Here is a 21016-nt window from a genome sequence, read left to right as displayed (position 1 = left end):
TTAAAAATCATGTACTTTTACCCAATGTTAAAAAAAGTTACCCTACTTATTTGTCTTATTTACGCAACTTTTTTATTTGCACAAGCCCAAGATAGTTTATCTATAAAAAATGGAATTGACAATCCGTCGCTTTTAACAACACATCACTTTGGTATTTTCAACTCTAGACTTAATACCAATTTTAAATTAAGGCCTGATAACAAAAAAAACTTATCCTTAAATTATACAAGTGGTAATAACTTCCATCCTTTTGTTGAAGGATATTTTCCCAAAAACCCTGAAATACAAGAACAGTTTAAAAATACTATTTGGTATCACCGCAATTTTAACTTTATAGACCAAGAAACCACACCTGCAGAATACATGAATATTGTAATTGATGCAGTTATTAAAGAATTTAGACTAACCACAAACTTCCCTATAGCTAAACAACAAGAACTAGTAATTAACCTTAGATCTTATCTAATTACCAAAGGAAAGCATCCGTTTTCAATTTTTACAAGTGATGAATCTATTGAATGGTTTCATAGTAATATTGCTGGTGGCGAAGACCCTTTTGGGCGACGCTACTATGGTTTAAATCAAGTCAATTTTGAATATTTAGACAGAAATGGAAATACTCTTAAATTAGACAACAATGATTTCTTCATTGGTGGTATTGAGTTTTCACATTATTACTACCCTAAACTTTCAATAAATGAAACCAGAAATATCTACGTAAATTTTGGAAGTCATTTAGGAATTAACACTTCAAAGTTTAATTCTTCATTAGATTTTGGCATTTCTGCCAATGCAGTAAAACAGATCCAACTAAAAAATAAATATCAGCTTAACGTTGCTTTAGGAGCAAACGTGCTGCATAAAAACCTAATCAAGTTTAAAGATAATGCCATTGATTTTGGAAACAACCCCTATTTAGGAACTTTTGAAAGCAACCTTGAAATCACCAAGTTCACAAAGGCAGGAAATTATCATTCATTTGGCATTAACTACCAAATGCAAACCCCATATAACAAAAAAGAAGAGAAAGACTATTACCATCTAAGAGGTAAATGGCAAGAAATAAAAGGTGGATGGCATCACGGAGTAAGAACTCTTTACAATATGCTATCTACATCATCTCTTGTTTATACTTATGGTCGTAAAAGCTACAAACTATCTCTTTTTATAAAACAAGATTTTGAAGTTAATAACGCTCCAGATTTCCAAACAGGCATTAACTTAAAAGTGCCATTCTTACAATAGTATAGGTGTAATCCACACTTAAATCCCAAACTCAATCATCTGTTAATTTCAAGTTAAAATCTTAAAGCCTTTTAAACTTTTTCATTTTACTCTAGTCATAGAAGCACTTATACTTTAAAACTTAAATTAAAAATAGAATGAGAAAATTAGTATTAATTGCACTAGCTTTTATTTCAATTCAAGCTTTTGCTCAAGGCGAAAAAAAAGAAAGACCTAACCGCGGAGAAAGAGGGAAACAAATGATGAACCTTTCACCAGAAGAAGCTGCTACTTTACAATCTAAAAAAATGACTTTACATTTAGATTTAAACGAAAAGCAACAAGCCGAAGTTAAAGCAATTTTATTAGCGAATGCTGAAGCACGAAAAGCGAAGATGGAAGAGAGAAAAGCTAAAAAAGAAAAAGGTGAATTGCAAAAACCAACACAAGAACAGCGTGTGAAAATGGCCAATGCTAGACTCGATCACCAAATTGCTATGAAAGCAAAAATGAAGAAGATTTTAAATGAAGAGCAATACGCTAAATGGGGAAAAGCGCAAGCGCGAATGGCTCACCGAGCTAAAGAAAAGAAAGGTGAAATGAAGAAAAAAATGCATCAAAAGAAAATGCAGAATAATAAAACAGAATAAAAATTTAGTTTGTTGATTGATTATAGTTTGTTAATTAAAAAGGCAATTCAATATTTTGAATTGCCTTTTTTGATTTTATAAAGTTTTTGAAACCTTATCTATAGCTTCAATAGTAAAGTCTAAATCTTTATACGATAAAGCATCTGTAATAAACCATGTTTCAAAAGCACTTGGAGCAATATAAACCCCTTCATTTAATAATCCGTGGAAAAACTTTTTAAAGGTATCGTTATTCCCATATGCTGAAGAATCAAAATCTGTAACAGCTCCTTCATCAAAATGAACCGAAATCATAGAACCAACTCTATTAATTGTATGAGTCACATCATTTACTACTAAAACTTTGCTAATACCTTCATGTAAATATTTAGTCTTTTCCTCCAATCTTGTAAAAATATCTCCATCATTATTTAATTCCTTTAACATAGCTAAACCTGCTGCCATAGCTAACGGATTCCCACTTAAAGTTCCTGCCTGATATACAGGGCCTAATGGAGCCAAATGATTCATAATTTCATTTCTAGCAGCAAAGGCTCCCACGGGCAAACCTCCTCCAATCACTTTCCCAAAACATACAATATCTGCTTTCACATTAAAAAGCTCTTGCGCGCCTCCTTTGGACAATCTAAATCCGGTCATTACTTCATCAAATACCAATAGAATATTATTAGCGTTACAGACTTCTCTTAAAGCTTGTAAAAATCCATCTTTAGGTGGAATACACCCCATATTACCTGCTACCGGTTCTATGATAATACAAGCAATTTCTCCTTTATTAGACTCAATAAGAGCATTAACATTATCAATATCATTGTATTTAGCCAATAATGTATCTTTAGCTGTACCTTGAGTTACTCCAGGACTATTGGGCGTTCCAAAGGTGCTTGCACCACTACCGGCTTGAATCAAAAACGAATCACTATGACCATGATAGCAACCAGCAAATTTTATAACCTTGTCTTTTCCTGTATAACCACGTGCTAACCTAACAGCACTCATACAAGCCTCAGTCCCTGAGTTTACAAATCTAATTTTATCAATATTTGGCACCATTGAAACTGCTAATTCAGCAATTTTAGTTTCAATCTCCGTTGGCATCCCAAATGAAGTTCCTTTTTGAGCCTTTTCAACCACCGCATCAACAACTGGTTTATAAGCATGCCCTAAAATCATAGGTCCCCAAGAATTAATGTAATCAACTAATCGATTACCATCTTCATCATACAAATAAGCACCTTTGGCTTCTTTAACAAAAATGGGTGTACCACCAACTCCTTTAAATGCACGTACAGGTGAATTTACACCACCTGGAATTACTTTTTCTGCTTCAGCAAACAAAGCACTACTTCTTTTATAAATCATTAAAAATTAGTTTTCTACTGTTGGTTCTATTTGCAATTGCTGCCCAATACTAAGAGCAGTATCACTTAAACCATTCAAATTTTGAAGTTCTTTTACTGTAATTTTATATTTTCTTGAAATGGAATACAAAGTGTCTCCTTTAACCACCGTATAAGTAGCAGGCTTTCCCTCTATATACTCAACTTTTTTATAGTCATCTCCTAAAACCTCCTTGTCATATTCATGCAACTTGTAGCGTTCTATCAAAGAGATTAGCTTTTGCGGATACTTTCTATCTGTGGCATAACCGGCAGCTTTCAGGCCTTTTGCCCAAGCTTTATAATCACTCTTTTTGTGCTTAAATAAACCGGCGTATCTTTTTCTATCTGTCAAAAACAAGGAGTGGTCCCTAAACGAATATTTTGCATCTTTATATTTCCTGAAACACTCCCCTTTCTTATCATCATCATGATAGATTTTTGCCCCAGTCCAACTATGACATTTAATTCCGAAATGATTATTTGCCTTCACCGATAATCTACCGTTTCCTGAACCAGACTCCAAAATACCTTGAGCCAATGTTATACTTGCCGGTATGTTATAAAGTTTCATTTCGCTTTGCGCGATAGCCTTGTAGGTATCAATGTATTTTTCGGTATCATTTGCATAAACCTTTTTGGGTTTAACAACCTCTATGGGCTTATCCTCTTTTACAGCCACCTCTTCTGTTTTAGGTTTATCAGGCTTAGTAACCACGGTTTTTCTTGTTTTACAACTAAACAAAAAACAACCTAAACAAATAATAAGTAATACTTTCTTCATTCTATTTTTCAATTATTGGCATATTCTTTTTGGTTAAAATAGAATTCATTCCATCAATCCCTTGTAAACCACCCGTATGAATTGCCAAAATTTTTGTACCCTTTTTAAAAAATCCTTTTTTAATTAAATCGAAAATCCCAAACATCATTTTACCAGTATATACTGGATCTAGAGGGATTTCATTATCAGACTTAAACTTATTAATAAACGCTACTAAATCATTGTTTATTTTGGCATAACCTCCAAAATGATAATCGGTGACTAAATCCCAATTGGATTTAGTAACAAATTTACTAATATCCTCTTTTAAAAAGTCGCCTTTTAAGGCAGGAAAACCTAAAACTTGTTGACCAGGTTTTGAACAATTAATCAATCCTGAAAGCGTACCTCCTGTTCCAACCGCAGAACACACATAATCAAAATCTTTATCAGTTTCACTTAGAATTTCTTCGCAACCTTTAACAGCTAACTCATTAGTACCACCTTCTGGAACTAAATAAAAATCTCCAAAAAACTCTTTTAAGTTTCTCTGAAAATCAGCTTCATTTTTATTTCGATATACTTCCCTAGAAACAAACTCAAACTGCATTCCGTTTGATTTTGCAAAGCGCAAAGTTTCATTTTCTTCAATCTTTCCCTTTAACTCCTCTCCTCTAATTACTCCTATGGTTTTAAAACCATATATTTTCCCAGCATAGGCCGCAGCCGCAATATGATTTGAGAAAGCCCCTCCAAAAGTCAAAAGGGTTTCAAATCCAGAAGATTTCGCTTTTAAAAGATTGTATTTTAACTTTCTATATTTATTCCCGGAGACAAATGGATGAATTTCATCCTCTCTTTTAATAAACAAATCAACACCTAAACTTTTAGGTAATAAAATGGGTTGATTGATACTATTTTCAAGCTTAAAATTCACTTTTGCAAAGATAATTCAAAAAAGCCCAAAATGGACGATTATTTAGATAATCTAACTCACCTTCATTCCTATATGCTTCTCTTTCAAAAGAAATATTTCTATAGGCTAAATTCCAACTTCTAAACTGAACTAATCTTACTAAAAATTCGATACTATAAAAAAGATAAAACAGAATTATTAAAGTTCTAACTGTTGTCTTAAATGAATTTTCTCATGGTTAACTAAGGTTAAATTAGAAATTAATTTCTTCGAACTTAAAATTATCAAAGGAAATAAAGTGATACCGGAATACCCTTTAGGAATTAAATATTTTGAAACAAAAACCATCATTATGTCTCATTCAAAAATCAATCCAAATTAGGTTATATTTGTCCCAGATGAAAAAAATAATTCCTATTGAAGAAGGTGATTACTACTTAACACCGGAAGGTTATAGATGTTTTACTGAACAGTATCATTTAAAACGCGGATATTGTTGTGAAAGCGGTTGCAGACATTGCCCATACGGTTATGATAAGACCACCAACTCTATTAGAAAAGGGAATTAACCAGGTCTTACTCTTGGTATGATTCTTGATACAATTATATAAACCGAATAATCATTATTTGCTCGTAAAGCTTATTTGTTAAAAAAGCTGAATACCTAACACAGTTGATAATAGTTTATTAAATTTACTATAACCATTAAAAATTTTGCATTATGAAAACATTATTTAGAGCATTACCACTATTAGCTGTGTTGTTTGTGGTTACATCTTGTTCCTCTGTTAAGGTAGCGGCAGACTATGATAAAAAAGCAAGTTTTGGAGAGTACAAAACCTTTGCGTTTTTCAAAACAGGAATTGATAAAGCCGAAATAAGCGATTTAGATAAACGGAGAATTCTTAGAGCCATTGAAGCAGAATTATTAACTAAAGGATATACAAAATCTGAAAAGCCAGATTTATTAGTTAGTATATTTACAAAATCAAATCAGCGTGTAGATGTTTACAACAACACTTGGGGCACTGGTGCCTGGGGTTGGGGCGGATGGGGTCCCGGTTGGGGTCCCGGATGGGGTTGGGGTTGGAATCAGCCTTCAGTAAGCACAAGCACACAAGGCACTTTATTTGTAGACCTAGTTGATGCTAAAAAGAAAGAATTGGTTTGGCAAGGCATGGGAACCGGTTATTTAAGCCGAAATATGGAGAAAAAAGAAGAGCGCATAAAAGAGTTTGTTACCAAAATCATGGAAAAATATCCTCCTGGAGCTCAACAATAAAAAGATTAAAAAAGCGACCAATTGGTCGCTTTTTTTTGTTTAAGTTTTAAAACCATTTTAATCATATAAAGCTTCTTTAATTTCCCTCCACGTCACCAAAACAATCTTCTCTTCCTCTAATAATTTCTTACAAGTATCACTCATAAAAAAATCAAAGTCTTTTTGTCTCCATTCACTTCCCCAATCTGGATGGTCCACCGTCATTCCCTTCATTTCTTCATTGTTATATGCCGGATGAATTAATATAGTAGATAATCCCGGTTTTAAAGATTTCAGAGCATTTACATAATAAGCGCTAGGGCCATTGTTATATTCGTCTTCAGACATCCCCAGTATTTCATCTACAATAACTTTTACATCATATTTAATAATTAAAGCCTTTGGAATACGCGAACCAACGAGAACAGGTAAATTATATTGTTGCCCCATACTTAGGTAAACTTCTAAAACTTCAGTGCTAATAAAAAACACGCATCCCATGTGACTATCTAAATGTGTTGGATTTAATCCCATGGCATATGCCCTATCAATTTGAGCTCTTAGTTCTTGCTCTACATCTTCTGGTTTAACAGACGGCGAACATGCATTATGAAAATAGCCGTGTTTATTTATTAAACTTGGAACTTCATTAATTGAAGATACTGGACCCCATCTATAATTTTTCCATTCTGAAGTTAGCACCAGATGCAATCCAAAATCATGAGTACTAGGGTTCTTTTTCACATATTCAACCGCCTCTAAAACCCAAGGCGTTGGCATCATCACACTGGCTGAATTGACAAATCCATTTTCAATAGCCTCAAATGAAGCCATATTCTCAGAATGGGAAACACCTAAATCATCGGCATGAATAATTAACATTTTTGAATTTCTTGGATACCCTAATTTTTCAGCCAAATTTTGCTGAGAGAAACTATCCCAAGCCCCTATTATTAAAAGAAATTGTAAAATTATTATGATGCCTATTCTTCTATATCCCATTAGATCTAAATTGGTTTTTTAATAAAATGACTTTGTACACTAATTACAGTTTATTGATTGACGAAGTTACATTACAATATCATTTTCCCAAATGTATGGTTCTGGTATGTCTGTGTCATCAATAAGTTGTCTGATATCTATTTCAATACCTCTACTCATATCAGTAATAGGAACATCATTTGGCCCTCCTTCAAAAGGATTCTCTGAATTTTCACCAATGGCTTCCATAGTATGAAACACCCAAGATATTAGTGCACTAAATGGCACTGAAAACCAAACAAAATGTTTTGCAATCGCCACTTGTGTTTGATGAATGAACGATGCTTGGTCTGTATGCGTACTTAGGTGTTCTAAAATTTTAGCTCCAAAAGCATCAAACTCTTCCATGATACCATAGGGAATGAGCAAAATAAATATCCAAACAAACATATAATTCAAAGTAGCAAATTGCCTTGGATACGGGAAGTTTTTAATACGTTCGCTCTTACCCTGTAATGTGTAAAACTCTACTAGCATATTCATCATCTCCATATGACGGAAATCTTCAATATGCCCTTGATCCATTAACTCCTTCAAACGCCTAGACTGAATACCCAACAATTGAGAGGCTTGATTACCTTTAGCAAATATTTCATTAAACTCTTCTTCCGAAATATATGGCTTAACAGCTCCTTCAATGGGCTCAACGTCCTCACAAATACGATAATTTTTTGCTCTAAACTCTTTATTTGAGCGTTGAGATTTTAAATGCATTTCCCAAGGTTTGTCCTGTCTTAGCTGATACCTCAAGGCATTTAACCAAGCCACATGTCTATGCACCAATTCGCGTTTAATCACTTGTAATTCTTCAGAACTTTTAGACTTTGTTGAATGATCATTGGTTATAAAATCTTTTACCATGATGGTCCACGAACGTGAGGCATTTACAATACCACCCCAAATTTTTCTTGCTTCCCATAATCGGTCATAAGATGCATTATTTTTAAAACTAACAATGAATGCTACAGCTGTACCCAGAACTCCTAAGGGCAACCAAGGCAAGTGCAACCATTTTAGTTCTAAAACATCAAAAAGAATAACAGGAATGAAACCTAAAACAATAAATAAAATTATGTGGCGACGAGTCCAAATTAAAACGCCTTTTATTGGAAATATTCGTTTGGTATACATATTTTCTTATAAGGAATTATAAATATACCAAAAACCATTCGTTTGAATAAAAATCATTAATTTGTTTGTTTTAGTTAAAATATTTTAAAATATACTTGATTTTATAAGAATTTCGTATTTTTAACTCATTCAACCTTCCATTATATATCATGAAAGATTTAATAGAAACAAACCCTATTCTAAATAAACTCCCTAAGCACTTAAAGCAGTTTATGAAACCTCAAAATTATGAGGATTATTCAGCTATTGATCAGGCCGTTTGGAGGTATGTTATGCGTAAAAATGTAAACTTCTTGAGCACTGTGGCCCATGAATCTTATTTGAAAGGATTGAAACAAACTGGAATTTCGGTTGATAGGATTCCTAATATGTACGGCATGAACCGTATTTTGAAAGATATAGGTTGGGCAGCAGTAGCGGTTGATGGTTTTATTCCTCCTAATGCCTTTATGGAGTTTCAGGCATACAATGTTTTGGTTATTGCCAGCGATATTCGTCAATTGGAACACATTGAATATACCCCTGCACCGGATATCATTCATGAAGGTGCTGGACACGCTCCTATTATTGCAAACCCAGAATATGCAGAATATTTAAGACGATTTGGAGAAATAGGATGTAAAGCTATTTCTTCTGCAAAAGATTATGAGTTGTATGAAGCAGTAAGACATCTATCCATTATAAAAGAAGCACCCAATACCCCAAAAGAAGATATTGTATTAGCAGAAAAAAAGATTGAAGCGCTGCAACAAAATATGGGTGAACCTAGTGAAATGGCACTTATTAGAAATTTGCACTGGTGGACTGTTGAATACGGGCTTATAGGAACTGTTGATAATCCCAAAATTTACGGTGCCGGCTTGCTATCATCTATTGGAGAAAGTGCTTTGTGCATGACAGATGCGGTTGAAAAATTACCTTACACTATTGAAGCTGCATATAAAGATTTTGATATTACCAAACCACAACCTCAGCTTTATGTAACACCAGATTTTGCGCATTTAAGTTTGATTTTAGAAGAATTTGCAAATACTATTTCCGTTAGAAAAGGAGGCCTTTCGGGAGTTAATAAACTCATTCAATCTGAGGCTTTAGGAACTATTGAGTTAAGTACTGGAATTCAAATTTCAGGTGTTTTTACCGATGTTGTAGAAGACGTAAACAAGCCTATTTATATTCAGGCTACCGGTGCCTCCGCACTAGCATATAGAGAAAAAGAATTGGTAGGTCATGGCATTGAAACGCACTCAAGAGGTTTCGGGTCTCCTCTTGGCAAATTAAAAGGCATCAATTTAGCCATTGAAGATATGAGTCCGCGTGATTTAGCAGCATATAACATTTATGAAGAGCAAACTGTAACTCTTGAATTTGAAGGTGGCATTAAAGTTTCGGGAGAAATTATCACAGGAAAACGCAACCTACAAGGGAAAATCATTTTAATTAGTTTTAAAAATTGTACGGTTACTTATCAGAAATCGGCATTATTTAAACCTGAATGGGGCATTTATGATATGGCTGTTGGAAAAGAAATTGTTTCTGCATTTTCGGGTCCAGCAGATTTAAATAGTTTTGATTTAATCACACATGTTCCTTCTGAAAAAACCATCCATATAAAAAAATCTAATGAACTGTTAAGGCTAGAAGAACTCTATCAACAAGTACGTGATTACAGAGAAGGCAAAAACAGAACTATTTCTAGAACCAAGGTTCTGGAAGAACTTATAGAAAACCATCCTAATGATTGGTTACTACCAATTGAGCTTTATGAGTTGGCTTTTAAAGGAAGTGAAATCAAATTAAGCAAGCAGCTTATAAATCATTTAGAAGTCATTAAACAAAATAGACCTGAAGTTGGCAATTTGATAGATGATGGCTTAAATATATTTCTTCAAAAGGAAAATTTCACAGATTCCGTTAAACAATAATGTGACATTTAAATAACATGTGGGTCTTAAAGAAGAGACTAACTTAAATTTAAATTATGAAAACAATTTATTCCTTAGTATTAGTACTATTTTTATTTTCCTCTTGTACAGACAAAAAGAAAGAAGAAGAGAAAAAAATGGAACAAACCATTCAAAAAATTGATTCTTTAGAACAAAACATTTCTAAAGATATTGAAGAATTAAAAGATATCACCAAACAGGTTGAAGACAACCTAAAAGAAATTGACAGTATTTAAAAAACATAGACTATGAAAACTATTAAATTATTATTTTCAGTAATCTTCCTACTAACCCTACTAGGTTCTCCCCAAATATATGCTCAAGGAAAAGGCAAGGAGAAAAAATTAGAGAAATCTCAACAAAAAAAATCAGAAGAAGTAAAGCAAAAAGGTAAAGAAGCGAAGGAAAAGGCAGAAAAAGAGTCTAATAAAATTAAAAAAGAACACAAACAAAAAGGAGAAAAAGTTGAGAAAGAGATAAAAGCAAAAAAGGAGTTTAAAGGAGATGGCAATGCTTACGGAAGAAATAAAGGTGACTTAAGCGGTAAAGAATTTGGGAAATTACGTTCTCAAGAAGCTCTAGAAAAAATTGAAGAAAAGCAAGAAAACATTAACATTAGCGAAAAAACACTTAATGAAGGAAGAGAACGTGTTAAAAAAGCCAAGGAACGTTTAGAAAAACAAAAGAAAGCCAAAGAAATCACTGATGAAGAAGCTAGGGAAAAAGAAGATAAAGTTGGTAAAGCGGAGAAAAAACTTGACGAGCTAGAAGAAAAAATTAAAAAACAAAAAGAGAAAACTAAAAAGGAAAAAAAAGTATTAAAAGATATTACCGTTAAAGACGAAGATTAATGAAAATCACTTTACAATTAACTCAATAATATAGCTCAAGTATAGTGATTACAAATACTTGAGCATTATTATTTTATAAAACTTTGGTTACCTATACTTTTTTAAAACGTCTTTAGTAAAATTACTTAAAACCAATTTGCCGCTAATGCGCGCTCTATCATGTAACAAGGCATCCCAATGGTCAGTTTCTTGCCAAAAGACTTTCTTCATTTCTTTTAGAGCTTCTGGATTATATGAGGTTAATTTTCCAGCCAAAGCATTTAGAGCTTGGTCTAACTCCTCAGTCGACTCAAAAACTTCAGAATACAAACCTTTTTCTTTTGCCCAATCTGCCGAATAAAAGGTTTCAGCATCAATAGTCATTTGGGACATTGCTATTTTTCCTATTTTCCTTGAAACTACCGGCTCAATTACAAACGGACCTATACCAATACTCAACTCACTTAATTTCACTGATGCATATTGCGTAGCAAAACAATAATCTGCTGCTGCTGCTAAACCTACGCCACCGCCAACTGCTTTTCCTTGAATTCTTCCAATAATTAGTTTAGGGCATTTACGCATTGCGTTTATAACATTTGCAAAACCTGAGAAGAAATGTTTACCTGTCTCAGCATTTTCAATAGCAATTAACTCATTAAAACTGGCACCTGCGCAAAAGGTTCTATCTCCACCGCTTTTAAGAACAATAACTTTAATGTCATCATTATTCCCTGCAGTAGTAATTATCTGCTCAAGCTCTAACAAAACATCACTTGGCATGGAGTTTCTGTTAGGGTGAAAAAATTCTATAAACCCAATTTTATTTTCTATTGTTAGCTTAACATATGCTTCTTCCATGATTGCAAATTACAATATATTTAGTAAGATTTTTAATTAAAAAGGTAAATTAGAAACATCAATGTTTCCACCGGAAAGTATCAATCCAATTTTTTTACCTTTTATATTGTTTTTGTGTTTTATAAGTGCCGCAAAAGCCACTGCACTTGATGGCTCAACAATAATCTTCATACGCTCCCAAATTAACTTCATTGCTTCAATTATCTCATCTTCTTCAACAAGCACAATTCGTTCTACATATTCCTTTATAATCGGAAAGTTTCTATCACCTAAATTGGTTCTAAGTCCATCGGCAATAGTATTTGTTGTTTCGTTAAGTTCAATCTTGCCAGAGATTAAAGATCTATAGGCATCATCTGCATTAGCAGGTTCGCCGGCAATTACCTTACATTTTTCAGAAAAATTAATGGCAGCTAAAATAGTTCCTGCCAACAATCCGCCACCTCCCACAGGTGTAAAAATATAATCTAAATCCTGATAGTCTTCTAATAACTCAATGGCCGCAGTTCCTTGTCCATAAATAACATCATCGTCATTTGAAGGATGAACAAAAGTAGCTCCCGTTTTCTGTTGAATCTCTTTGGCAGCTTTCTCTCTAGCTACGGCATTAGATTCACACTCTGTAATAATTCCATCGTAACCTAAAACAGCCTCTTTTTTAACCTGAGGCGCATTTTTTGGCATTGCTATATATGCCTTTGCACCAAAACTCTTTGCTGCCAAGGACAAGGCTTGTGCAAAATTACCTGACGAATGCGTTACAACTCCTTTTTTTTGTTGCTCCTTAGTTAAGTTTAAAATTGCACTAGTTGCACCACGCATTTTAAAGGCACCCATTTTTTGGAAATTCTCACACTTGAAAAATAACTCTGCCTCACAAATTTCATTTAACAATTGTGATGTTAGCACAGGCGTTCTATGTATAAATGGTTTGATGCTATTATGAACCTTCTCCAAACCAGCCTTATTTATTAGATGCATTTTAATTCTCAAAATTTTAGTTGAATATAATAAAATTAGATAGTAACTCTTGTTACATTACTTTATTAAATTAATGAGGATATTTGCCAAAAAGTAAAGAATGAAACTACTAAGTTATTTATTTGGTAATAAAAAAGAGATGATTGAGGATTTTAAAAATAGAGGAGCCATTATTGTAGATGTAAGAACACCTCAAGAATATACTCAGGGAGCCATTAAAGGCTCAAAAAACATTCCGTTGCAGTCTTTAAATTCTAAAATTGACGAATTAAGAAGGCTTAAAAAACCGGTTATAACTTGTTGTGCCAGCGGCATGCGTTCTGGCAGCGCTTGTAGTATTTTAAAACCTCATGGTATTGAAGTTTTAAATGGAGGCGGCTGGCAAAGTTTATCCAGAAGATTATAGTTTTATACTTTGAAGTGATTCTAATGATTTCATTAGTGTATCATTATATTGTAATGTCCAACCAAATGAGTTAGTTAAGATATAGAACTTTGAAAGTTCACTTAAAAGTCTGTTTTTAGCATTCTTTTTTAAATCTGAAGCTTCTATTTTTTTAGCTAATGACTTCTTAACAGATATCTTTATTTCATTATAATCTTTGGCTTCAAACGGATTAAAGAAATCTGATTGTACATCGTAATACTCCAAATCGGGATTAATACTTATTTCTTCTTTAGGAACACTTGTAATATGAAGCGTTTTATTAACTTCATCAACCTTAAATTCAATCTTACTTAAATCATAAGAAATAGAAACGCTGGCATTTACAACAACCAGCGCCTTTTTTTCTGAAGTAATGTAATCACCAAAAATTTCTTTTGAATTTTTATAATTGAACACTTCACTAAAATGCCCTTCTGTTACTATTAGTTTTCCAACATTTTTAATTTGCTCTTGAATAAGTACTGAGCTTTCTTGAAGCACTATTCTGTCTTCATTTTTGTCATTACAATATTTAAACGTAAATAAAATGACCAAAGTTATAACAACTCCAAATAAAATTTTTCGCATGCTCTAATTTAGAAATATTTTTTCTAGTTGAATTAAATAAGAGAATTTAGAGCAAAAAAAAACATCAGTTTCCTTCGACATATAAAGTCTAACTAATGCATTTTATTAAATATAAACTAACACCACAAATATACGTCTGATATTTGAAAGCTAGTTTATCAAAAGGTTAAACAATGTTTAAATCAAATTGTTTTTTTTAGCTTTTTGTACAGCCTCCAATTTATTATGCACTTGAAGTTTTCTGTATATATTCTCAATATGTTTCCTAATTGTTCCTGTAGATAATATTAAATTATCTGCAATAGCATTATAACTTAAACCTTTACTGAGTTGCTCTAACACTTCCGCTTCTCTGTTTGTTAAAGCTATCTCTTCCTTTTCATTATTGCTTACAAATTCAACCGGATTTCTCAACAATTTAAGGGTTTTCATTGCAATGGAAGGATTCATTGCTGCACCACCGGCTAAAGTATCCTCAATGCCTTCATATAAAACTTTTGGGTTTACTTCTTTTAATAAATATCCATCTGCACCAGCCTTAATTGCATTAAAGATGTTTTCGTCATCATCAAAAACAGTAAGCATGATTATTTTAATGTGCGGATATTTTTGTTTTACCATTTCGGTAGTTTCAATACCATTTTTAATAGGCATTTCAATATCCATCAAAATCAAGTCCACGTTATGATTCCCTACTAATTTATTCAATAAATCAGAACCGTTTACAGCTGTAAAACTTACTTTTATATTATCAAAAAAAGATAGTTTTTCGTTTACAGCTTTTATTAAAAAACTATTATCATCGGCTATAGCTACTTTTATAGTCATATACTTAATATAATGGAGGTTCCTTTTCCCTTTTCACTGTTAAAAACTATGTCAGCATCAATATCCGAGGCTCGTTTTTTCATATTGTTAAGCCCATTACCCTCTTCAATGTCGTTTATATCAAACCCCTTACCATCATCTTTAATTGAAAAAACTATTTTATTATTTTTATTTTCAATCAGAACATAAATACAAGAAGCCTCTCCATATTTAATGGCATTATTAACAGCCTCTTGAATAATTCTGTAAATATTCATGCCTTGAACAGATGTATATACCAACTCAGTTAAAAGCCCTTCATCAATTTTAATATTGAAGTTTAAATCACTTGAAGATAAATTAGCTTTGTCAATAAAATTTGAAATGCGTCCTTGTAAATCTTCAAGGGTAATTTCATTTTTATTCATTGCCCATATAGTATCTCGCAATTCGTAAATGGTATCTTTTGTAAATGCACCAATACCAGTTAATTTATCTTTAAGTTTATCATTGGTAATTTTAAACCCGTATTGCAAATTTTCTATGGAAGAAATAATAAAAGTTAATTGGGCACCAATATTATCATGTAAATCTCTTGAAATTCTTAAACGCTGGTCTTGAAGTTTATTGTGAGTTTCAATTTCTGCTAGGGCATGCTTAAGTTCATTTTCTTTTTCAAGCTGCCTGTTCTTTAATTTTTGCTGATTATAGAGCAAATAGCCTAAAACAAATAACAATACCGCAAGAACAACTAAACCAATAATTTGTGTATTTTTTCGGTTTAATTTAAGTTCTTTCTCAGCAATTTCTGCACGCTGAGTTTGAATTTCTTTTTCTCTTTCGACAGTGTCATATTTCTCCTGAATTTCAGCTATTTCTTTAGTTATTCTACTATTATAAATAGTATCGTTTAAAGATTTATAAAGTTCTTTATAGTACATAACACTATCAGGAATTCTTTTAAAAGCATAAAAGGACGCCATCTTATCATAAGCATCCATTTTTAATTCATTAATATTGAATTTTTCGGATAGATTTAGGCCATCGTATAGATAGTTTTTTGCCTTAGCATAATCCTTTAAATCTATATACAATCCTGCAAGGTGTAATGATGTACTGGTTATACCGTAATTATCGTTTAATTCATTCCTTAATTTTAAGGCTTTGGCATTATATTCAATGGCCTTAGTGTATTTTTGCATGTCATGTAAAATACCACCATAATTATTATAAAGACCAGCCAATTCCTTTTTGTAATTATGCTTTACAGCTAAATCAATACTCTTTAAATAATACGCTTCACTTTGTATCGTATCTTTTAAAAATAAATAGGCATTTGCAATATTGTTATAAGTTCTTGTAAGACCTAAATTATCCTTAATGCTTTTGTTAACCTCAGCAATTTCAAGATGTGTGTCAAGTGCTTTTTGATATTGTTTTAATCCTCTATAAATATTAGCTATGTTGGTTTTTATATATGCAACATAACGCGTGTGATTCTTGCCTTCATAAATCTTTAAAGCCTTTGTGGCATAAAAAATAGCAGAATCTAACTTAAATGTATTCTGATGAATGAGCCCAATTTTATTATAAAGCGCTGCAATACCCATGGTATCATTCAGTACATTCCTTAGTTTTAATGAGGTTCTGTATTGTTTTAAGGCTTCATCATAATCTGCTAAATCATAATGAAGAATGCCAATATCATTATAAGCTTGTGCTTCACCAGATTTATTATCGGTTTCTTTTGAAAGTTTTAAGGTTAAATTTCCATATCTAAAAGCTGAATCTATAGAAATCGTCCTGTAATACCAGCACAAATCACTATAAGCTTTTATTTTAATGGAATCTGACGGTTTACTTTGAATTACCCTTTTAAGACTATCAATTATTTTTGAATTATCTTGAGATAAGCAAAACGAAGTCAGCAATAAAAAAGTAAGCGAGAGTAACTTTCTTTTCATAAAATATTATTGGCTTTCCTCAAATATAAACTTTTGAAGTGAAAGAATTTGTTTAATAATATCAAAAAAGCGAGTGAATAACACCGGGCTAAGGTTTTCTGCTAAAACATATTTTTGAGTTAGTAACTGGTTTTCTTGTTTAGCTTTTTGTAACTTGCTATATAAATAATTTCTATTTGAATTAGCTTTTGTTCTTAAAATAGTAGTGTTTTTTTGAGTAATTACTATACCGATTAGTAAGATTAAAACACCTACGCAAATGAGTACGTCAAAAACCAAATCAAAATCCATGTTCATTTTTATTTAATGATTAAGCGAAGTATTTTATTACGCATAAAAAAACACCAATTGCAAAAACTTAAAGTTAATTTGCCAACTGGTGTTTTCTATATGAACTGATTAATAGCATTAGTAATTTACAACTAAATTATATTTGTATTATAATTTTTCGATAAAGTGTCATTAAAAAAAGATTAAGCGCAATAAAATAATTTACCACGCCCAATCGAACAAATCTCAACAACAAGATTTACTTATTTAAATCGTAAGCGCTTATATTGTTGCCTTTGTCTTTAAAATAAAGGAAGCCTGCAATGTCATCAACCTCATACATAGGATTTTTATCTTCTATTACAACTTCACTCATGGTTGAACCAGAATCTTTATCAACTTTTACTAATGCTACACCTCCATCCACTTTGGTTAAAATAAATGAAGAATTTGCCGTTGCTTTAGTTGCTTTGAAACGTTTCATCATTTCTTGAAAAGAAGCATCTGCAATAGCAGCATAGGCGTCAGCCGCATCTTCCTCTCTTTGAACAGCCGAATGATAAGCCGGCACACCAGCACCTTTCATATAACCAGCTCTTGCCGAATGTGCAGCACCCATTGTCATTGAAGCTGCTGTTAAGGCTCCCATTAAAATAGCTCCAAACGCACTTTTCCCTGGCGCTCTATGGTAAACATCCCAATTGGCTCCTCCACCAAAATCTAACATTTCTAAGTTCTGATCCGAAGTTAACAGAATACCACCTTTTCTAACTTCTATTCCTGTTGGATCTTCTTTCCCTTCAAAACTAATGTCATTGGCAATTAAATTATATTCACCATTATTACCATCTACTTCATACAAACCATCTTTACAAGTGATTAGGAAACGATCTCTAGTAGAATCGTAGGTTGAGGCAACCGCAGCAGAACGCTTATATTTTATAGCTTTACCAAATACAGATTCACCTGTTGACATATCAATTATATCTGTATCTGTTTCAGAAATGTATAACAAGCCTTTTGGTACTGTTGCCATAATTTGAATACCAGGTCCTGTTTTAAGTGGTTTTTTCCAACGTGGTTTTCCATCAAAAGCTATTTTATTTATACCTCCATCTGATAATCCGAAAATAATACCATCATCTTCTACATAGAAATGATTAATAATACCTTTTGTCTTAGGTGACTTATCCCATAAGTCAGCTCCTGAATTCAAGTCTAACAAATACACTTTTGATGTTCCAGAGCCTTTTAATTTACTCGCCAATTTGCTTCCACCACTTAATATATTGGTTACAATAGCTAAACCATGCTCTGTGAATTCAATTCTAGAAATCACTCCTTTAATTTTATTCCCTTCTGGCCATAGAACAGAACCACTATCAGAATTCACCTTGTAAACCACAGTATTATCATCTTTTGAACGGAAGGCATACACTTCCTTTGAAGCTTCATTAGTAACAATATTGGTAGCGTTTTTTATTTCAGCAGTCCACTTTATTGCTCCAGAATTTATATCATAACACTCTACATTTTTCAATCCGGGAATAATAATATTACCACCTAAAATATCAGGCTCTCCGGTCATTGGGTTAGTTGGTTTACGCTCATATATTTTAACCATTTTACCAGTTTTTAAGTCGTACATTCCAACACCTGACGTATACTTACCTGTACCTTCTTTATGGGCACCGTTAACTACAAACATCATTTCAGGATATAAAAAGTATCTGCTGGTAACACCATTTTGCCAATCTTCGGCTTTAGAATCAAATACTATTTTCCCTTTAACAACATCAATCACAACAGTATGCATAAACATACCACGAGGTTTGATGATTACGTAGGGGGTATTTGGAACAAATTCTAAATGTTCTTCTTTTACACGTTTTAAACGCTCCATTTTAAAAGAGACCTCAGTACTATTTGGACGAATTCCCGCTAAGGCTTCTCCTGTAGAAGCTAGTAAAGTTCCAGACTCATGAAGAATCATCCATTTTACCTGACCATCAAAAGCATATTGATAATCTGCAGTGGTTTTCTGAGTCCATCCTGCGTGCGCCAATAACATAACCATTACTAGCATCACCATTTGTTTTAAATTTCTCATTGTTGAATTTTGTTTACAATTAATAGCTTCTCAAAATTGCAACAATAAGAGACTGAAATCAATACGATGAATTGCGTATTTTGAGGTAAAATGTCTTAAATACGCTAATTATTTGATAAGATAAATCTATTCCGAAAAGAGAATCAGCTGTTTTTTCAATTCCTCCTTAGACGTTTTTCCATCATACATTTTATCTACAATTCTGTTTAAGAGCGCTTCATTATCTCTAATTCCAACTAAAAAGAAATCTACTATAGCTCTTATAAGAATGAGTAAAATTGCCGCCATAACATCAGCATTTGAAAACATAATGAAAAACATGGCAAGAATCACTGCAAATTGTTGGATTAGGATTCTTACATAGGGCTTAAACATAATTTCCTCAGGAGTAAAGCGAAGATATTTTTGAGGTTGTATGTAATCAAAAACATATTTAGCTAATTGGGTTACTAGCAATAAACCAATAATATATTCCATTCCCTTAAGTTTAAAAACAAGCCCATAGTTTGTTATTAAATCAAAAGGTTCCTTAACCGAAATCACATCTCCAAACTCCATAATTACAAACACAAAAATAGATTGCACCGCAATAAAGAACCCATAATGAAAAATAAAAAACGGAATTAAGAAAGCAACTGATTTTTCAGATTTGTGATGTTTTGATGATATATACATTTTTATCACATTAAAAACACCAATTATAATAGTCTCTAAAAAATACCCAAAAATAACGGTATAAGGCTCTACTTTACCAAAATACAGTAAGAGTAATAGTGCTACAATGTTAGTCCATGCAAAGGAATTATAACGATTGGGTTTAAATATAATTGAATACATATAGAGTTTAAATCAGCAAACTAAAAATTTACTTAGAATATAAACATACGTAAAATGTCGTATTTTAAAAATTAAAGTGCGGAAATTGAGATTGAAGTAACCTTTGTTTTTTTTCCAAATTTAAAAGAAATTTCCTGTGTGATTCAGAGCTTGGATTAAAAGCTTTATGCATAAGCCCTTTTTGAATTGAATCGACTTCTAACATGGTTTTTTGAGCTTCGGAATCAATCCAAATCTGTTTGAACTTTTCCCAAATATAATTAACCGCTGTTGAATTAGGGTGAATCATGTCTTCATTATAAAAACGATAATCTCGAAGCTCATCCATCATGATTTCATAAGATGGAAAATAATGAAGGCATTCCACACCTGATTGGGCTGCCAGTAGCTGATGAATAGCCGAAATTAAATGCGCCTTACTTTGAGTATTTTCAATAAACCCATCTTTCAAATGTCTAACCGGTGACACCGTAAAAATTACCGAAACCTCAGGATTTACTCTTCTAATAACATCAACAGTATTTTGTAATGAACTTACAATATCTTCAGTATGCAATAATTCTTTTAAAAATTCTTTCTGGGTAACTTTGTGACAATTAGCAACAGTTTCACCAGTTCCCTTGGTACGATACAACCAAGCGGTCCCTAAAGTAATAATGATATGGGTGGAATTGGCAAGCCGTTTAGCTGTTAATTTGATTTGGTCGTTTAAACCGTTTAGCAAATTGTCTTTTGACGAACTACTTAATTTTGAATGGGCATCAAAACAATGCCATTGCTCATTATTGAAAAAGACGTCATCCTCAGTATACACTTTTCCTTGTAAAGCATTTTCAACCAAAGTCTCGATAGCTTTTGGATGAAACAAAATTCCAAAAGGGTTTATTTCATTCTTAAATTTAAAATAAGCCAACTTCTCACCTATATTTTCAACAAAACAGGAGCCCAATAATAGAATATCAGACTTGTAATCTATAAGATTATTAGATTGTTTAGATAATGGTATTTTGGTTTGAAGGTTCATTAAAAA

22 protein-coding genes and 1 pseudogene are annotated in these 21016 nt (G+C 32.5%); 8 read left to right on the top strand and 15 right to left on the bottom strand.

The annotated features are described in order from the left end of the window. Positions 1-9: 9 nt before the first annotated feature. Both FUA22_RS17640 and FUA22_RS17635 read left to right on the top strand, forming a co-directional pair. On the top strand, positions 10-1245 hold the full coding sequence (locus FUA22_RS17640; protein WP_147769924.1) for a hypothetical protein: 1236 nt from the start codon (positions 10-12) through the stop codon (positions 1243-1245). A 137-nt stretch (positions 1246-1382) separates the two neighbouring features. Continuing rightward, positions 1383-1874 (top strand): hypothetical protein, encoded by a 492-nt coding sequence (locus FUA22_RS17635; RefSeq protein ID WP_147769923.1) that lies wholly within the window; start codon positions 1383-1385, stop codon positions 1872-1874. Between the two features lie 75 nt (positions 1875-1949). Here FUA22_RS17635 and hemL read toward each other — a convergent pair whose 3' ends face one another. The 4 genes and pseudogenes from hemL to FUA22_RS18635 form a co-directional block, all read right to left on the bottom strand. Next, positions 1950-3236, bottom strand: coding sequence for a glutamate-1-semialdehyde 2,1-aminomutase (gene hemL / locus FUA22_RS17630; protein WP_147769922.1), 1287 nt, complete (start codon positions 3234-3236; stop codon positions 1950-1952). A gap of 6 nt (positions 3237-3242) precedes the next feature. Continuing rightward, positions 3243-4037 carry a glucosaminidase domain-containing protein gene (locus FUA22_RS17625; RefSeq protein WP_147769921.1) on the bottom strand — a complete coding sequence of 265 codons (795 nt, stop codon included), beginning with the start codon at positions 4035-4037 and terminating at the stop codon, positions 3243-3245. A 1-nt stretch (position 4038) separates the two neighbouring features. Beyond that, entirely contained in the window at positions 4039-4953 is a 915-nt protein-coding gene (locus FUA22_RS17620; RefSeq protein ID WP_147769920.1) for a 1-aminocyclopropane-1-carboxylate deaminase/D-cysteine desulfhydrase, read from the bottom strand. Continuing rightward, a pseudogene (locus FUA22_RS18635) lies at positions 4943-5280 on the bottom strand (hypothetical protein). The gene FUA22_RS17620 and the pseudogene FUA22_RS18635 overlap by 11 nt, the downstream one beginning before the upstream one ends. A gap of 50 nt (positions 5281-5330) precedes the next feature. Between FUA22_RS18635 and FUA22_RS18510 the strand changes: the two are divergent. After that, complete coding sequence (locus tag FUA22_RS18510) at positions 5331-5501, top strand: DUF5522 domain-containing protein (protein WP_170309962.1); 171 nt, start codon at positions 5331-5333, stop codon at positions 5499-5501. Positions 5502-5653: 152 nt separating this feature from the next. Then, entirely contained in the window at positions 5654-6214 is a 561-nt protein-coding gene (locus tag FUA22_RS17610) for a DUF4136 domain-containing protein (RefSeq protein WP_147769919.1), read from the top strand. A 57-nt stretch (positions 6215-6271) separates the two neighbouring features. Here the strand turns inward: FUA22_RS17610 and FUA22_RS17605 are convergent, their stop codons facing one another. Next, the gene (locus FUA22_RS17605; RefSeq protein WP_147769918.1) at positions 6272-7195 is read right to left on the bottom strand and encodes a polysaccharide deacetylase family protein; all 924 of its coding nucleotides are present in this window, start codon (positions 7193-7195) and stop codon (positions 6272-6274) included. A gap of 66 nt (positions 7196-7261) precedes the next feature. After that, positions 7262-8365 carry a bestrophin family protein gene (locus FUA22_RS17600; RefSeq protein ID WP_147769917.1) on the bottom strand — a complete coding sequence of 368 codons (1104 nt, stop codon included), beginning with the start codon at positions 8363-8365 and terminating at the stop codon, positions 7262-7264. A gap of 149 nt (positions 8366-8514) precedes the next feature. Here FUA22_RS17600 and FUA22_RS17595 point away from each other — a divergent pair, with 149 nt between their 5' ends. The 3 genes from FUA22_RS17595 to FUA22_RS17585 are packed head-to-tail and all read left to right on the top strand — an operon-like array spanning position 8515 to position 11162. Next, complete coding sequence (locus FUA22_RS17595; RefSeq protein ID WP_147769916.1) at positions 8515-10290, top strand: aromatic amino acid hydroxylase; 1776 nt, start codon at positions 8515-8517, stop codon at positions 10288-10290. A 56-nt stretch (positions 10291-10346) separates the two neighbouring features. Then, the gene (locus FUA22_RS17590) at positions 10347-10547 is read left to right on the top strand and encodes a hypothetical protein (RefSeq protein ID WP_147769915.1); all 201 of its coding nucleotides are present in this window, start codon (positions 10347-10349) and stop codon (positions 10545-10547) included. 12 nt (positions 10548-10559) lie between these two features. Further along, the gene (locus FUA22_RS17585; protein ID WP_147769914.1) at positions 10560-11162 is read left to right on the top strand and encodes a hypothetical protein; all 603 of its coding nucleotides are present in this window, start codon (positions 10560-10562) and stop codon (positions 11160-11162) included. A gap of 87 nt (positions 11163-11249) precedes the next feature. On the opposite strand, the gene FUA22_RS17580 is transcribed toward FUA22_RS17585, so the two are convergent. Together FUA22_RS17580 and FUA22_RS17575 are read right to left on the bottom strand one after the other, a co-directional pair. Further along, positions 11250-12002, bottom strand: coding sequence for an enoyl-CoA hydratase/isomerase family protein (locus FUA22_RS17580; protein WP_147769913.1), 753 nt, complete (start codon positions 12000-12002; stop codon positions 11250-11252). Between the two features lie 36 nt (positions 12003-12038). Then, positions 12039-12983, bottom strand: coding sequence for a pyridoxal-phosphate dependent enzyme (locus FUA22_RS17575; protein WP_147769912.1), 945 nt, complete (start codon positions 12981-12983; stop codon positions 12039-12041). Positions 12984-13083: 100 nt separating this feature from the next. On the opposite strand from FUA22_RS17575, the gene FUA22_RS17570 reads away from it, so the two are divergent. Then, on the top strand, positions 13084-13389 hold the full coding sequence (locus tag FUA22_RS17570) for a rhodanese-like domain-containing protein (RefSeq protein ID WP_147769911.1): 306 nt from the start codon (positions 13084-13086) through the stop codon (positions 13387-13389). On the opposite strand, the gene FUA22_RS17565 is transcribed toward FUA22_RS17570, so the two are convergent. From FUA22_RS17565 to FUA22_RS17535, 7 genes are all read right to left on the bottom strand, one after another. Further along, positions 13384-13998 (bottom strand): DUF4230 domain-containing protein, encoded by a 615-nt coding sequence (locus FUA22_RS17565; RefSeq protein WP_147769910.1) that lies wholly within the window; start codon positions 13996-13998, stop codon positions 13384-13386. The two genes, FUA22_RS17570 and FUA22_RS17565, sit on opposite strands and share 6 nt — an antisense overlap. Positions 13999-14175: 177 nt before the next feature. Further along, positions 14176-14826 carry a response regulator gene (locus FUA22_RS17560; RefSeq protein WP_147769909.1) on the bottom strand — a complete coding sequence of 217 codons (651 nt, stop codon included), beginning with the start codon at positions 14824-14826 and terminating at the stop codon, positions 14176-14178. Next, the gene (locus FUA22_RS17555; RefSeq protein WP_147769908.1) at positions 14823-16769 is read right to left on the bottom strand and encodes a tetratricopeptide repeat-containing sensor histidine kinase; all 1947 of its coding nucleotides are present in this window, start codon (positions 16767-16769) and stop codon (positions 14823-14825) included. Before FUA22_RS17555 ends, FUA22_RS17560 begins: the two co-directional genes overlap by 4 nt. Before the next feature lie 6 nt (positions 16770-16775). Continuing rightward, positions 16776-17060 (bottom strand): hypothetical protein, encoded by a 285-nt coding sequence (locus tag FUA22_RS17550; protein WP_147769907.1) that lies wholly within the window; start codon positions 17058-17060, stop codon positions 16776-16778. A 238-nt stretch (positions 17061-17298) separates the two neighbouring features. Then, positions 17299-19149, bottom strand: coding sequence for a PQQ-binding-like beta-propeller repeat protein (locus tag FUA22_RS17545; RefSeq protein ID WP_147769906.1), 1851 nt, complete (start codon positions 19147-19149; stop codon positions 17299-17301). Positions 19150-19275: 126 nt separating this feature from the next. Continuing rightward, positions 19276-19986 carry a DUF6498-containing protein gene (locus FUA22_RS17540; protein ID WP_147769905.1) on the bottom strand — a complete coding sequence of 237 codons (711 nt, stop codon included), beginning with the start codon at positions 19984-19986 and terminating at the stop codon, positions 19276-19278. A 64-nt stretch (positions 19987-20050) separates the two neighbouring features. Continuing rightward, entirely contained in the window at positions 20051-21010 is a 960-nt protein-coding gene (locus tag FUA22_RS17535) for a GSCFA domain-containing protein (RefSeq protein WP_147769904.1), read from the bottom strand. Between the last annotated feature and the right edge of the window lie 6 nt (positions 21011-21016).

Origin of the sequence: Seonamhaeicola maritimus (assembly GCF_008056315.1) — a bacterium.
Taxonomy (GTDB): domain Bacteria; phylum Bacteroidota; class Bacteroidia; order Flavobacteriales; family Flavobacteriaceae; genus Seonamhaeicola; species Seonamhaeicola maritimus.
This window is presented reverse-complemented; position numbering and strand designations above follow the sequence as displayed.